This is a genomic window from Pseudomonas sivasensis (genome assembly GCF_021391435.1).
Lineage (GTDB): Bacteria > Pseudomonadota > Gammaproteobacteria > Pseudomonadales > Pseudomonadaceae > Aquipseudomonas > Aquipseudomonas sivasensis.
On sequence record NZ_CP090029.1, the window covers coordinates 3,259,138 to 3,272,878 of the forward strand.

A 13,741-nucleotide genomic window follows, 5' to 3' on the forward strand; every position below is an offset into this window, starting at 1 on the left:
GCTGTCCGGCTACTTCGAATGCCATGGATTTTTAGAACCTCAAGATCTCGAATGTTGCGCGCAATCCTCCGCATTCACGGTTTTCTAAACGCACGCTCCCTCCCAAACGACTTGCGATGGACCGGACGATGGTCAGCCCCAGCCCAGCGCCTTGATCATTTCCACGACTGTAGAACCGCTCAAAAAGTCGATCACATTCTGCTTCATCGATGCCTGGCCCCTCGTCCTCAACACATAATTCGTAGTGATCCTGGTTTTTCATCAACCGCACGGTAATCACTCCCTGGGGAGGGGAAAAGTTGGCGGCATTGGTGACCAAGTTGTTCAAGGCAATATGTATGACGGCTGCATCGACCTTAACAAGGCAGACCTCTTCCATGGGTTCGAACACGAGTTCAAGCCCCTTGCTCAGCAGCCAGGGTGTCATTTGCACCAGACCGCCCCGAATCGTCGCCACTAGATCGATGCTCTGCGCCTCATGGGTTTGGGGTTGCGGCTCGATACGGGCCATGGTCAGGAGTTGATTGACCAGGCGCGTGGTGCGGTCCACACCTACGATCAGGTAATTGAGGGATTCGCGCCGATCTTCCTCACTGACGGCCTCCACGAGGTTTTCTGCGTGGACCTTGAGCACGGCGAGCGGTGTGCGCATTTCATGGGCGGCATCCGCGATAAAGCGTCGCTCACGGCCCATCACCTCTTGGATCTGTGCCAGCACACGATTCAGGGCGGCCTGCATGGGCTCCAGCTCAGTAGGCAGCGGATTCAACTGCAAGGGTTCGAGAGAACCTGAATGCCTCGCTCGCAAGGTTTCAGCCATATTGCTCAACGGTTTGAGCCCCCAGCCAATGGCCAACCAGATCACTGCGGCAAGCAGCAGGCTACCTATCAAGTTAGGTAAAACCGTATGGCGGACGATGCGATCCACCAGGTCGGCACGCACATCGTCACGCTCTCCCACCCAAATTTTCAGATTGTATTGGGCATCATCCAACACAAATGCGCGCCAGGTTCGGTTGTTGATATCCGTGATGTCACTGAAACCCGGTTTGACCGGAGGCGAACTAAAGGACGGCGCACTGGAGGTGTGCACCAGCAACGTGCCATCCGCGTTCCACACCTGAAAAGCGATTTTGCTTTCATACGGGTGGCCATCCACTCTGGGCGCGGCGAGCCCCAATGCCTGGTTGAACGCCTCATACAGCTTTGCGTGCTCGTTGCTCGCCATTGGCATGCGCATCACGCCCTGCAGCAGACGTGCGTTCTGTGCCAGCTGAGCATCGTATACCTCGTCGATTTCATGATTGCTGTCGTGGAGATTGACAACGGTCATGAGCAACAGCCCGAGGAACAACAGACCCAGAATCAACCTGAGCGTGCGTCGCCGAATAGACGTCATGGGCGTTCTTCCACCAGGTAACCGACCCCACGGATCGTACGGATCAGCTGGCTCGAAAACTTCTTGCGCAAGTGATGGATATGCACCTCCAGCGTGTTGCTTTCTGCCTCTTCGTTCCAGCCGTAGAGTAACTGCATCAGTTGGTCGCGCGTCATCACCCGACCCGGCGGGGAAAGCAACTCATGGAGTAACTGATACTCCTTGGGGGTCAGGGCGACCGCTTCGCCCTGATAGCTGACTTGTTGAGTTCCCGGGTTCAGGCTGATGCCTGCGTGCTCAATCAACACCTGGGCGCGGCCCGCACTGCGTCGCAGCAACGCCCTGAGGCGTGCCTTGAGTTCTGCCAGGTCGAACGGTTTGATCAAATAGTCGTCGGCACCGGCGTCGAGCCCTGCGATGCGGTCCTCTGTGGCGTCCCGAGCGGTCAGGATCAACACCGGCAGATTGGAGCCACTGTCACGCAAGCGACGCAGCACTTCGAGTCCATCCATGCGCGGCAAGCCAAGGTCGAGTACGGCCAGATCAAACGTTTCACTGAGCAGAGCATGCAAGGCGCTACTGCCATCCTGTAACCAGTCGACGGTATAGCTTTCTCGTACCAGCGCCTGGTGAATACCCTCGCCCAGAGCGACGTCATCCTCGATCAATAATATGCGCACACGGACTCCTGTCAGCCGAGTTTCTTGGTTATATCCTGCAGCAACGCTTCGATTTCCTTGCGCCGTCCAGCGTCAGCGGTTTCGCGGCCTGGCCTTGGGGCGGCCAGCAGTGCTTTTTGCAGTGCTGCGTGGGCGTCGGTATAGCGCTTTTGACGGTAGAGGTGATCACCCCAGAAGTACAGACTATCGATGCCGTTCGGGTTCAGTTGCAAGGCTTGCTTGAGTAACACCTCTGCTTTGTCCGAGTCGCCGAACCCAATGGGCCAGCCCGGCACGCGATCGTACAACGCAGCAAGGCTGGTATAAGCCGAGCCTTGCAAGGCTTTGGGGTCCAGGGCGATGGCTTTTTCAAGATCGGCCTTTGCCAGCTTGACCTTGCTCAGGGCACCGAGCCCACCCTGGGCGCCGGCCCAACTGCTGGTGACAATGCCGGACCATATCCATGCCTCGGCGACTGACTGGCGTTCCTGAGTAAAGGCGTCGGCCTGCGTGGCGAGCTGTTCAAACGCAGCAGTACGCTGGTCTGCGGGCAGTTCGTATTGGATATGTGCCCAGCTTTGCTGAATATTAGCGAGGCGCTGCTGGTCAGCAGCGTCAAGGGCCCAGACGTTATGGCTCATAACGCCGAGCAACAGGCCACAGAGAATTTTTTTCATGGTTTAGGGTGCTCACTGTCGTTTTTTTCACTGAGGCGACGGACCAGAGGTAACTGTTTGCGCAAGCCTCGGTCCACCAAGTTGGGCAGCAGGCTGTTGAGGCGCACAAAAAATCGCTCTTGCCATCCGAGGTACAAGTCGCGGTGGTCGCCGGCAATTGCGCGGATCACTGCGGATGCGACGGTTTCCGGGTCGTCGACATTGGATTTGAGGGCATCATTCAACGCCTGCGCAGCCGGACTATTCATGGGGGTGCGGGTGGCCCGGGGCGCGACGTATAAAACGCCAACACGGGTGTCTGCCAGTTCTCGGCGCAAGGCTTCGGAAAAACCACGCAACGCAAACTTGCTCGCGCAATAGCTGGCATATCCGGGATAGCCGATAGAGCCATACGTGGAGCCAACGTTGACGACCATCGCGCTTGGGGCTTGCTTGAGCAGCGGCAGCAGGATTTTGGTCAGGCAGATCGGTGCGCTGATGTTTACCGCCAGCATTGCATTGATGTCGCTGTCCGCCAGTTGCTCAAGCATGGCGAAGTGGTTGATCCCGGCAGCGTTTATCAGCAAGTTGACCCCGCCCATGGCCTCGGCCGCCGCCAGCACCTTACGACGATCTGCTAGAAACGTGAGGTCGGCACCCACCCACAACACCTGGTTCGGATACTGATCAAGCAACGGCACCAATGACTCTCGGTTCCTCGATACCACCAACACAGAGGCGCCGCTGGCGCACAGGGCATGAGCGATCGCCAGACCGATACCGCCGCTGGCGCCGGTCAATACCGCACGGGCCTCAGACAGGCGCATGCAAACGCTCCCCGTCACGCGGCAAGCCACGAAACATGTCGGTGTAGAGGGTGTAGACGACCTTGGAGGCGTGTATAACCGCAGCCTGATCGCTCGGGTCGTCCAGTGTGTCCATCAATCGGCGATAAGTTTGCATATGTTCAATATCGAGCGAGCCATGGGAACTGAGATAGCTGAACGCCGTTTCCGGTAACTCAAGGCGTTCGCGAATAGCGCCTGCAGCATGGGTCGCCAAAGCGATACTGGTACCTTCAAGCACGTTGACCATACCGAACAGGCCTACTGGGTTATCCCGGGCGATGAGGTCATAGAGGAAGCTGATCATCAGCTCAATGGGCAAGGACGGACGCCCGTCACGCACTGCGTCCTTGTCGCCGCCGCAGGCATGGATGTCGTTGAGTACCCATTGTTCATGGCCGTATTCGTCTTCGATGTATTCGCAGACCGCTTTGCGCAGCCACTCCAGGCGCGACGGGAGGCGTGCACCACAGGCCATCATCAACGGTACGGTGTGGCGTACGTGGTAGTAAGCCTGAGTCAGAAAGGCCCGATAGCTTTCCAGGCTGACCCTTCCCTCAAGGGCATCACGAATGACCGGAAGGTTGAACAATTCCGCCCGTTCTTTTTGCGTGGCCAGTTGCAGCGTGTCAAAAAAACTCATGATTCAGATTCCTCGGTGCGTAGGGGAGCAGTCAGTTGTGTCTGGTAAAGCTCGACAATGGCGTCGCGGCGGGGTCTGCCGTTGGCGGTCAGCAGGCCATTGGCGGGCGTGAATGGGTGGGGCAGGCGGGTCCAGTGATGGACTTGGGCGTAATGGGGCAACGCCTCGTTGGCCTCGGCAACCGCCGCCGCCAACGCCTCATCGGTGCAATCGGGTCGATGAGGCCACAACAATGCATGGTTGCTTGGCATGGCTTCGCCATACACGAATGCTTGGGCGATGTGGCGGCGCTGTGTCAGTTCGGCCTCAACCCATTCAGGGTTCACGTTGCGCCCGAAACTGGTCACGAATTGATGTTTCTTGCGCCCCTTCAGGTAGAGGAAACCTTCATCGTCAAATTCGCCGATGTCGCCACTGGACCACCATTCATGGGTGTGAGGCGGCTCGCCCAGATAACCCAGCAAAGTAGCGCCCTTAATCAGTACTTCGCCGTCCTCGGCCAGACGCACCTCAACGTGCGGCAGCGGTTTTCCGACACTGCCTGCGCGGCGTGCCTCTGGGCGATTGAGGCACACCACCGATGCGCATTCCGACAGCCCGTAACCTTCGTAAACCGGCATACCAACGCGTTGCGCACGGTCCAGAAGTTCGTGTGAAACGCGCGCGCCGCCCACGGCTGCAAAATGCAGCGTCTTTGGATTGAAGGCGTTCTGTTCGGCAGCACCCACCAGCAGTAACAGCAGCTGTGGCACGAGAATCAGGCTGTCGGGGGCGCGAGAGGCCAGGCAGCCGAGCAGTCGCGGTACATCAACGCCGCTGGCGCCCTGAATACCCAAGGTTGCCTGACTGGGCAGGCTCAGGGTTGCGCCCGAGTACAGCGCGGCATAACAGCCGATGTTTTCCAACAGGATCGCAAGGGGTAGAACCGCAAGGTGGTGCTGCGGATCGTTGGGCCGGCTCGCCTCATACAACTCACGCGCGACGCACACAATGCTCTCGGCGCTGAGGCACACGCCTTTGGGGGTGCCGGTAGTGCCCGACGTAAACGTCAGTTTCGCGGTGCCCTCAGGCATCAGCGATGGGCCGTGAACAGCCTTACGCCAGAATTCGCCGGTTTTCTCGAAACCCGCTGTTTGCAGTTCAGACTCCAACTCGACTTCTGCGATTAACAGTTCTGCTTGGCTTTGGTCCAGGCAATGCTTGCGCTGGGAGGGCGTGAAGAACGGTGGCAGCGTTAGGCACGTCAGCCCTTCGAACAGCGCGGCCAGATCCCATATCAGCGCCTCGACGCCGTTATCCAAAGCCAGCGCGACCACCTTGACGCTCTCGTCACGCAGGCGTTCCTGGCGATACACGATCTCGGCATACAACGTGGCGTAGTCCAGCTTCAGCTCATCGCCCCATAAAGAAATGGTGTTTGTGTTGCGCTCAGCATGGCTGCGCAGGGTTCTCTTGAAATGCTCGACTTCAGGCGACATGAGTGGCCTCCAGGAGTGACGTGGGCAAGCCCAGGCGATTGAATAACCCGATGTTGCGCAAATGGATAAAGCCCGCGCGGATATTGCCGACATGCACCCAGGGCTTGCTTTCGTAATAACTGCCCCAGCTGTGGCGGTCATCGCCGAGCCGCGCCGGGTCGGCGGCGCACAGCGTCACGGGTTTTAAACCGAGGCGATGGAAGCTGTTGACCAACCCGATATTCCCCGTGAACGCCACCCACTCAAGCCCCCCCAGGGCCAGCATGTAAGTGAGGGTGATGATGCTCAGACGCGCGCTGCCGTTGTCACTGGCAGCCAGGTTGCCCACCTCGACGATGCAGGCGCGGTCAACCGGCCGGCCGGCAGCGGCGGCGATCAGTGGATCAATCGAATCGTCTAGATAGCGTTCGAGAAAGAGGGGTTCTTCGCTGGCCAGGCGTACGCCAGCGACCGCGCACAATTCTCCGGCCGCATCGCTCATGCCAAACAGTTGCGGCATGAAATGACGAATGTCAGCACCGTGTGCCTGACGAAAGCGTTGCTGCACAAAGGTTTCGAAGTGAGGCCTTGCCGCATCGCTGGGCAGGGCCCGAGCCATACTCAGCGGTGGAGAGCCGGCTTGGCCGAAGTGGAGTGGTAATGCGATGTGCCAGTCGAAATCGGCCATTGGACAACGTCTCCCCGGTAGGTTTGGGAAGAGTATCGAGGGCATTTCTTAACGAAGTCTGAATGTGGCAAAAGCCGATGCAAACGCACCTTCAGATTACCTTAAGGCTTGATGGGCACTGTGCTGGCATTCGATTAGGTGACACGTCGGATCGTGGCCGGGCGAATGACTTGCCCGCGTTAATTATTCAAGAGGCGCATCATGACCCCAGACTCAACTGACCATCGTTACGGAAAACTGTCGATCACCTTGCACTGGTTGATGCTGGGACTGTTTGTCGGCGTGTATGCCTGTATCGAAATCAAAGGGCTTTTGCCACGGGGTAATCCGTGGAAAGCGATGTTCCTTGGGTTGCATGGGGTCTTCGGATTGAGCATTTTTGCTCTGGTCTGGATACGCCTGCTGGGTCGCCTGACTCCTCGTCCACCCATAACGCCAAACTTACCGGCGTGGCAGACTGGGATATCGCACCTGATGCATCTGGCCCTGTATGGCCTGATGATCGCTACGCCCGTGTTTGCATGGTTAATGTTGTCTGCAGCAGGTAAACCGATGCCTTACTTCGGGTTTTTTTTACCCGCGCTGGTCCAGCCCGATCCAGACTTGGCCAGGCAGTTCAAACATTGGCATGAGCTGCTCGGTAGCAGCGGCTATTGGCTGATCGGTTTGCATGCGGCTGCAGGGCTGTTTCATCACTACTGGGTGCGGGACAACACCCTGACGCGGATGCTACCGAAACGTTAGTGATCTGGGGCTTGAGCGCTTATCGACTTAACGGTTGCCGCACTACTCAAAAGGGTTGAGTCAGTCTTTAATTTCCGTCGTGGGCGCTGAGGTCCGTTTCAGGGATTGGCTTGCACAGCGGCATGAACCAGCGCGTCCGTCTTGCCAAAGAGCGCGTTGCCATTCTGTGATGGGTTCACTTGACGATAGTTGCCATAAACGATGCGCACGCCCTTAAGTAGGGTGATCGCTGATACAGCGATTACGCGGCGGTGCTCACCATTGTCGGCGAGTATTTCACTTCCCAGAATGAAATAGATGGCTTCGTCGTCCGCCTTTAGAACCTGGGTGCCCATCATCCTGAAGTCCGCTCCGGTTACTAAGCTATTGAGTCGAATCTGGGCGTCAGCATTCGTGCGCGAGAAGAGGGTTGGATCTTTAGACATTGCACTTCCAAGTGTGCGGACAAACTCCTTACGGCTCACGCCCTCCATGGGCCGCAGTTGACCATCACGGTCCAGGATGACGCCCAACACCACCCAGTCGGAAGAGCTCACTAACTCGGACGGTGCGTTTTTTCTCCACTCTGCCACCTCTTCGCACCTCAAAAACAACGCCAAAATGCGGCTCGACGGCCCAGTGGCCTTGGCTGTCAGTTCAACGAACTTTCGCTCTCCGGGCGTTTCGCCAATCTTGCAGTAGCCTTGAGGCGAAGGCAGCTCAATCGATCTGCCGCCCACTGTGTATTGCTCAGAGTGGGCAGCAGTCGCTGCAGTGAGCGCGATTGCGATGCTCGCGAATCGCACGAATAAAAGAAGGCGAACGTTTAGGCGAATGGTCACTTGTTTCTATCCCTGATTGTGGCCTCCGATGAATGTAGCAGAGCGTGACAAGAAGAAACCATTCTCCCAAGTCACGCACATTCCCGTTATTGAGGCTCTGCTAGAAGCGCCACTCTTCGGCCCGAACCAGCCGGCAGAACGGCCCATCAAGGGTTGCATTGTGATGAGCAACGATGTCCTTAGCGCTCATCACTGGCGTGTCTGAACAGGTATGACCTTCGGCAACGAGTACCGCATCGAAGCCAAGATCACGAGCAGCACGGCAGGTGCTGTCGACGCAGTATTGAGTTTTCATGCCGGTGATGACCACACCAGTAGCTCCGCGAGACCGCAAATTGTCTGCCAGCTCAGTCATTTCAAAGGCGTTGGGCCGCCGCTTTTCGAATACCACCTCTGTACCCACCAGGTTGAGTTCCTGCGCAAGCATCGTCAACGGACTGTCGGGGCCGATGGGCGATCCAGCGGGCCCGACGTGGCGCGCGAGAAAAATCGGAGCGCCAGCGCTGCGGGCTTTGTCCATCAGGCTATTCACTGTTTCAAATAACGCTTCGCAGCGCCATGGTTTTTCCGGGCCGTGAACAAGCCCGACTTGGATATCGAGTATCAATAGGGCGTACATGGGTGCATCTCCTTGCGTTTGAACCAGCGACACAAGGGCATAAAAAAAGGCCCTGTCCATCGCTGGCGGGCCTTTGAAGTTCGTAGGCTATTGGCTCACGACACCTCGCACGCTCCGCATACAGCGGTCGTGGTGGTGGTAGTCGAGGTGAGGCAATAGTGAGTCATGGATCGACACTAACAATCTCGCGGCGAGCTGACAAGCCAGGATCCCAGGCTGAGTGCGTTTGGCCGACTAGACAGTGCAAGTCTGCGGCCATCTGATGCCTGACGTGCCATGGTCGTTACCCACAGGCCGACAACCACGTGCAGGAAGCACGGTTCAGTTCAAAGGCGGAAATTGGAGCTAAGGAGGAGGGCAGTCACCTGCCGCTAAAGGAACGCGAAATTGCAGCAGCTGCTCTGATTCGCATACGTCCCTGTGCGCGGCCCTGTCGGTCGGCCCCTGGAGATTCAAGGTTCACTTCCTGTCTACCAAGGAAGGCGTTCTCCGTTATAGGCAAAGAAATTACCGCTGTCAGCAGGCCCTAAGCGGTCAATCAGAGATAACAGCTCATGCGCCGCAATGTTTGCCGGCCTGGCTTCAGAGGCACCTCGAAAGGGGTGTCACAGGCCTGAAATAACCGTGCCGGGATGAAGACTTAACAAGCGCGTCTGAGGCCGGGTTCGTGCCAGCTCGATGGCGGCCGTTTTAATCATCATGTTCAGTGCCGCCTTGGAAGCGCGATAGGCGTACCAGCCGCCCAAACGGTTATCACCGATGCTACCCACCTTGGCAGAGAGCATCGCCATCGCGCCTCGTGGGTCAAGCAAGGGCAAAAAGTGACGCAAAACCAGCGCAGGCCCGATGGTGTTGACCTGGAATATCGCCTGGAGCGTATCCGCTTCAATAGCGGAGTAGCTTTTTTCAGGTTTGATTTCGTCGCGATGGAGCAAACCGGCAGCATGCAAAATTAATTGGTAGGGGGCTTCTTGAGCTAATTCGGAGGCCGCGCTGGCAATACTGTCGGCCTCTTCCAGATCGAGGCATGGAACACTGTTGCGCCCCAGTTCACGGACATATGCGCAACTTGGATCCTGATTGAGCAACTCACAAAAAGCCGAGCCGATCGCTCCACTGGCACCTATCACGAGGGCACGATAGCCCTCACCAAGCGAGTTCATCTTGAAGGGACTGTTCATCTAGGCGCTCCCGCGGTCTGGTTCGCTTTGTTGGTGTTAACCCATTCGTCCAATCAGCTGCAGAAACTCCTGACGCGACGCGGACGACTCGCGAAAGGCTCCCAGCATCACCGAAGATGTCATCACCGAGTTTTGCTTCTCCACGCCTCGCATCATCATGCACATGTGCTTAGCCTCAATGACCACTGCCACGCCGGCCGCATCGGTGATGTGCTGAATGGCGTCAGCAATTTGTTTTGTGAGGTTTTCCTGGATCTGTAAGCGGCGGGCGAACATATCGACCACTCGGGCCACCTTCGACAGGCCCAATACCCTTCCAGTAGGGATGTATGCCACATGAGCCTTGCCGATGAAGGGCAGCATGTGATGCTCACACAATGAATACAGTTCGATGTCGCGCACGATGACCATTTCGTCGTTTTGCGATTCGAACAATGCGCCATTGATCACTTCTTCCAGGCTCATTGTGTAGCCATTGCACAGGTACTGCATTGCTTTGGCTGCGCGCTTGGGGGTGTCCAGCAGTCCTTCACGCTCAGGGTTCTCGCCTACGCCGACGAGAATTTCACGGTAGTGTTCGGCTAATGATGGGCTCATCTTGATTCCTCGCAGCCATGCTGCGGTTTAAGTGTCGGCAATCCATGGCGGTAGGAACGTATCTGCTGCGCACGATCTGACGCAGATGGCACGGGGTTCGACAGATCAGATCAGCCATGCCCCACCTTCTTCGTCGGGACCATGACAACGCAAAGCGTTCTAGGTCTGCTTTTTTTTCAAAATGGCCTGCTTGTCTGATGCGGGTTTTGACGCCGGCACCGCGCACTGCTGATCGACACAGCGGCGGCCACCCTCTGGATGAGGTAACCACGCCAAATGGGGGCGTAAACGGCAGAAAAGGCGATAACCGAATTCAAACAGCGGGCGCAATGCACGCCACGTCAGTGGCGTGGCCCAAAAACCTAAGCCAGCCGCTCGCCAACTCCACAGAGTGGCATCCAGGCCGGTAACCCAGCGGCCATCAGCGAAACGAGCGTGCAGCGAGGACTGCATGTGCGCGAACGTCAACCCGAGTGCCTCGGCATCGAATGCACCGCTGCTGATGTCCACAAAAAGCAGTCGATCCGTTACGGCGCGTCCTCGCAGGAACTTGATTTCTCGCGCGCACAGAGGGCATTCACCGTCAAAATACAGCGTCAACGGCCACTTCATTTTCTTGTACATCGTAATGGACCTTGTATAGGTTTATACAAGATAGGCTGAAAGAAACGGGCTGACAATGGGCACTGTGTTGTAGCTGCGTGATGGGCACGCCCAGTGTTGTGAAGGGATCGTCCGCCCCTTCGGCATCAAGCTTCCAGAGGGAGGGCCACAGCTAAGTGTCGTTGCGGAGAAGGGAGGAGGGGGCAGGCGTAAATTGTTTCATGTAGCTTGAGTACAAGAGGGCCTGTGACGGCCCTTTTTTGGTCAACGTTTGCTGCGCCGGCAGCGCTCCGAGCAATAACGGACTTCGTCCCAGCAGCGCGCCCATTTCTTCCTCCAAGTGAAGGGAAGACCACAGATCACGCAGGTTTTTACGGGAAGCTCACTCTTTTTCACGGATATTACTACCGGCTGGTGCGATCAATAGATCTCGTGGATAACCCGCCAAGATCGTGGCCCTGGTGCGAGTAAGGCTCCCTATGGCCGTGAGACTTCCGTTTCTCATCAATCCTTGCTCGGTACTCCCGGCACATCCATGTTGATCTTGCGCCAAAAGGCTTCAGAGAAGCTGTACACCGAGAAGGCAATCAGCCCCAAGGCCATCACCATCAAAATCAACCAACCAGCAGGTAGATTTTGGAGCGCATCCAGCGATTCCTTCATACCAGGTGGATCCATGGCTTGATAAGTGGAACCACTGATGGCCAGTAACAACGCAATTTCTAAAAACACAACTCCACGGGCGATTAGTCCGAATCGTGATACCGGTCGGACGTATCGCATGACGTCTTCATCGGCCTCAAAATATCTCTCGAATGACGCTTTCCATCCCTTGATGATGTGAGCAATACCAACCCCAAGCGGAACGAGTGCGATCAGGTATACCAACACATTCGAGTGATCCCATGACAAGAGATGCGCTAACCAGTCTTTGGTTTGCCCTCCAGAATCGCCCGAGCTTTTAATACCGCTAATGAGTAGGCCCAACGCAAAAAACGCTAGAGCGCCGTTGAACATACCTCCCGCGAACAGACCAGCGCGAATCACCAACCCTTTGAATTTCTTGCCATGATGATCGACATCGCGTGTAGCTTGCAGGATGCGCCACGCCGCAAATGCGAGGAGGCCAGCCACCACAAGGCCAACTAGAAAATAGCCAAAGGGTTGGCTTAGCAGTGCTTCCAGGCTTTTGTGGCTGTCCTTCGGTTTCGTCGAATCTTGTGCTGCCAGCAGTGCGAAGATACCGATGATCAAATAAAGCAATCCCCGAGCGGCGTAGCCTCCCCGAGCGAGTATTACCAGGCTATGTTGCGCGGACATTCGATGTATTCCTGAGATCTGATACAAGAGCAGACCCCTATCGCTGGGTGGGGTTCTATTACCAAGTCGAAGGGTGAAGTGATTTAAAAATCCCCAACGCCGGCCGCAGTCGAGATTGCCTCGCCCACGCGGGTCTTTTGGGCCTACAGTTTTGAGAGTCACTCACTGTAAGGAATACATACGTCCGGCATTTGCTGTTGACTTCCGGCAATGTGCATCCCTCAACGAAAGCTGGGGCAAGGGATGGGAAGGGTGCTTCGATCGGTTTTCCTGCACGCCATTGGCGGCAGCGTCCATCGGCCAGGCTACCTTGTTGCGCATGGCCGGGATTCTTCGAAATCGCATGGCCGTTGCCCCATTGATACAAGAGCCCAAGCGTCAGTTGCAGAATGAAAAAAACCGAGCACTTACGGCGCTTTGATCAACTGTTGGCCGACAGCCCTGACTTTCTGGTTCCTTGTACGTGTGCCCAGTTCAGAACGCCGAATACCCTGGTGAGTTTAGAAGGCGCCCGAGGTGTGTGGTTTTGACGTAGCAAGCCCCAGAAGCTTTGCTCAAGATTCTAGCTACGTGCCAACCAGGCAAAATATCGTTGGCAGTACCAGACGCTGACAAATGGACGGCTGGAAGCGGTGACAGCCTGCAGCTTGGCGATCACATCAGCATTATTTGGAAATTGACTGATGCCTGATGGACGCCATTCAACAATTGGGAAAGGGACAGTAGACGTTGAGGGATATATGGCCGATGAGCATCTCTACGTAATATCCTGTTTAACATAATATACATTATGCGTAACTATATATTTCTGGATGCCAGCCGTAGGCCTGCAGAATTCTGTCGAGATTTTTTAAATATGCGAATAAACAGCTAAATATGAAACGGCCGAAAAATCAGCCCCTTAGTGACATCCGCTCACTGCATCGTCCAGAAAGTATTATTTAAATATGCGCATCAGCTTTCGTACCGGATCGGAAATCCTTAAAACGTCAGCGTGGTGAATCGAGCCTGGTGTCCTTCGTTGCCGGAGTGGTTGCAGATCGCCTGCCCAGTAGTCGTTTGACTTCTCAAAGGTCTAGCGCCGATCTTGCCGCATCCGTCGCACCTGATCGGTCTGCATTAACAACGCTTCCAAGAATGTCAGCAATCATGACGCTGTGTGAAATCTGAGGCTTTCGGCATGGTGTCAGTGCGCGGATTTCAAGGACAGCCATACCGGTATTGGCCAATGCCTGGTGACGCCGTCGATAATTACGCTCCTCGCGAGCCATGCACCAAGCATTGTTCTGAAACACCATTTAAGTATGAGTCAGGTGGCAAATGCAGGCGCCTTTTCCGGCTAGCGGCGCGGCTTCATCTGACGGCTTGAGCATTCCTGGATCGGGAAGTCGCCGGGAAGCACTTCAAGCGGTTTTCGGTGCATTCTTGACACAGTAAACAGAATGCCTGGAGCTCATGCTGTACGCTCGAAATGCGGGCCAACATGTATGTGATAAACACGATGAAGTACGGTTTTGCCATTGTGAAAAC

Annotated in this window: 14 protein-coding genes and 1 pseudogene; 1 reads left to right on the forward strand and 14 read right to left on the reverse strand. The window is 56.1% G+C overall.

Going from position 1 to position 13,741, the window contains the following annotated elements; genetic code table 11:
* Nucleotides 1–31: 31 nt before the first annotated feature.
* From LRO94_RS14625 to LRO94_RS14655, 7 genes are read right to left on the reverse strand one after another with little or no spacing between them, the layout of a single operon-like run.
* On the reverse strand, nucleotides 32–1,399 hold the full coding sequence (locus LRO94_RS14625) for a sensor histidine kinase (protein WP_095184774.1): 1,368 nt from the start codon (nucleotides 1,397–1,399) through the stop codon (nucleotides 32–34).
* Nucleotides 1,396–2,058 carry a response regulator gene (locus LRO94_RS14630; RefSeq protein WP_032887337.1) on the reverse strand — a complete coding sequence of 221 codons (663 nt, stop codon included), beginning with the start codon at nucleotides 2,056–2,058 and terminating at the stop codon, nucleotides 1,396–1,398. Before LRO94_RS14630 ends, LRO94_RS14625 begins: the two co-directional genes overlap by 4 nt.
* A gap of 11 nt (nucleotides 2,059–2,069) precedes the next feature.
* Nucleotides 2,070–2,714 (reverse strand): tetratricopeptide repeat protein, encoded by a 645-nt coding sequence (locus LRO94_RS14635; RefSeq protein WP_122765144.1) that lies wholly within the window; start codon nucleotides 2,712–2,714, stop codon nucleotides 2,070–2,072.
* Entirely contained in the window at nucleotides 2,711–3,520 is an 810-nt protein-coding gene (locus tag LRO94_RS14640; protein ID WP_032887333.1) for an SDR family oxidoreductase, read from the reverse strand. Before LRO94_RS14640 ends, LRO94_RS14635 begins: the two co-directional genes overlap by 4 nt.
* Nucleotides 3,507–4,181, reverse strand: coding sequence for a TenA family transcriptional regulator (locus tag LRO94_RS14645; RefSeq protein WP_032887331.1), 675 nt, complete (start codon nucleotides 4,179–4,181; stop codon nucleotides 3,507–3,509). Before LRO94_RS14645 ends, LRO94_RS14640 begins: the two co-directional genes overlap by 14 nt.
* On the reverse strand, nucleotides 4,178–5,659 hold the full coding sequence (locus tag LRO94_RS14650; RefSeq protein WP_179178978.1) for an AMP-binding protein: 1,482 nt from the start codon (nucleotides 5,657–5,659) through the stop codon (nucleotides 4,178–4,180). Before LRO94_RS14650 ends, LRO94_RS14645 begins: the two co-directional genes overlap by 4 nt.
* On the reverse strand, nucleotides 5,649–6,326 hold the full coding sequence (locus LRO94_RS14655; RefSeq protein WP_032887326.1) for a thermostable hemolysin: 678 nt from the start codon (nucleotides 6,324–6,326) through the stop codon (nucleotides 5,649–5,651). The genes LRO94_RS14650 and LRO94_RS14655 overlap by 11 nt, the downstream gene beginning before the upstream one ends.
* Before the next feature lie 201 nt (nucleotides 6,327–6,527).
* On the opposite strand from LRO94_RS14655, the gene LRO94_RS14660 reads away from it, so the two are divergent.
* Nucleotides 6,528–7,070, forward strand: a complete 543-nt coding sequence (locus LRO94_RS14660) for a cytochrome b (RefSeq protein ID WP_179178977.1) — start codon at nucleotides 6,528–6,530, stop codon at nucleotides 7,068–7,070.
* A 98-nt stretch (nucleotides 7,071–7,168) separates the two neighbouring features.
* On the opposite strand, the gene LRO94_RS14665 is transcribed toward LRO94_RS14660, so the two are convergent.
* The 7 genes and pseudogenes from LRO94_RS14665 to LRO94_RS14695 form a co-directional block, all read right to left on the reverse strand.
* Nucleotides 7,169–7,891 carry a hypothetical protein gene (locus LRO94_RS14665; RefSeq protein WP_179178976.1) on the reverse strand — a complete coding sequence of 241 codons (723 nt, stop codon included), beginning with the start codon at nucleotides 7,889–7,891 and terminating at the stop codon, nucleotides 7,169–7,171.
* A gap of 100 nt (nucleotides 7,892–7,991) precedes the next feature.
* Entirely contained in the window at nucleotides 7,992–8,510 is a 519-nt protein-coding gene (locus tag LRO94_RS14670) for an isochorismatase family protein (RefSeq protein ID WP_179178975.1), read from the reverse strand.
* A 470-nt stretch (nucleotides 8,511–8,980) separates the two neighbouring features.
* Nucleotides 8,981–9,691 (reverse strand): annotated as a pseudogene (locus LRO94_RS14675) (SDR family NAD(P)-dependent oxidoreductase).
* A 36-nt stretch (nucleotides 9,692–9,727) separates the two neighbouring features.
* Nucleotides 9,728–10,288, reverse strand: a complete 561-nt coding sequence (gene folE / locus LRO94_RS14680; RefSeq protein ID WP_032887313.1) for a GTP cyclohydrolase I FolE — start codon at nucleotides 10,286–10,288, stop codon at nucleotides 9,728–9,730.
* A 159-nt stretch (nucleotides 10,289–10,447) separates the two neighbouring features.
* Entirely contained in the window at nucleotides 10,448–10,912 is a 465-nt protein-coding gene (locus tag LRO94_RS14685; protein ID WP_032887311.1) for a thiol-disulfide oxidoreductase DCC family protein, read from the reverse strand.
* A 243-nt stretch (nucleotides 10,913–11,155) separates the two neighbouring features.
* On the reverse strand, nucleotides 11,156–11,287 hold the full coding sequence (locus tag LRO94_RS14690; RefSeq protein WP_081797726.1) for a DUF2256 domain-containing protein: 132 nt from the start codon (nucleotides 11,285–11,287) through the stop codon (nucleotides 11,156–11,158).
* Nucleotides 11,288–11,395: 108 nt separating this feature from the next.
* Nucleotides 11,396–12,211 (reverse strand): DUF1206 domain-containing protein, encoded by an 816-nt coding sequence (locus LRO94_RS14695; RefSeq protein ID WP_032887308.1) that lies wholly within the window; start codon nucleotides 12,209–12,211, stop codon nucleotides 11,396–11,398.
* Nucleotides 12,212–13,741 lie beyond the last annotated feature (1,530 nt).

Bases quoted from the DNA above. Each gene is read 5' to 3' on its own strand.
- LRO94_RS14655 (WP_032887326.1), bottom strand. From the start codon at position 6,326: ATGGCCGATTTCGACTGGCACATCGCATTACCACTCCACTTCGGCCAA.
- LRO94_RS14635 (WP_122765144.1), bottom strand. From the start codon at position 2,714: ATGAAAAAAATTCTCTGTGGCCTGTTGCTCGGCGTTATGAGCCATAAC.
- LRO94_RS14645 (WP_032887331.1), bottom strand. From the start codon at position 4,181: ATGAGTTTTTTTGACACGCTGCAACTGGCCACGCAAAAAGAACGGGCG.
- folE (WP_032887313.1), bottom strand. From the start codon at position 10,288: ATGAGCCCATCATTAGCCGAACACTACCGTGAAATTCTCGTCGGCGTA.
- LRO94_RS14685 (WP_032887311.1), bottom strand. From the start codon at position 10,912: ATGTACAAGAAAATGAAGTGGCCGTTGACGCTGTATTTTGACGGTGAA.
- LRO94_RS14695 (WP_032887308.1), bottom strand. From the start codon at position 12,211: ATGTCCGCGCAACATAGCCTGGTAATACTCGCTCGGGGAGGCTACGCC.
- LRO94_RS14640 (WP_032887333.1), bottom strand. From the start codon at position 3,520: ATGCGCCTGTCTGAGGCCCGTGCGGTATTGACCGGCGCCAGCGGCGGT.
- LRO94_RS14650 (WP_179178978.1), bottom strand. From the start codon at position 5,659: ATGTCGCCTGAAGTCGAGCATTTCAAGAGAACCCTGCGCAGCCATGCT.
- LRO94_RS14670 (WP_179178975.1), bottom strand. From the start codon at position 8,510: ATGTACGCCCTATTGATACTCGATATCCAAGTCGGGCTTGTTCACGGC.
- LRO94_RS14660 (WP_179178977.1), top strand. From the start codon at position 6,528: ATGACCCCAGACTCAACTGACCATCGTTACGGAAAACTGTCGATCACC.
- LRO94_RS14625 (WP_095184774.1), bottom strand. From the start codon at position 1,399: ATGACGTCTATTCGGCGACGCACGCTCAGGTTGATTCTGGGTCTGTTG.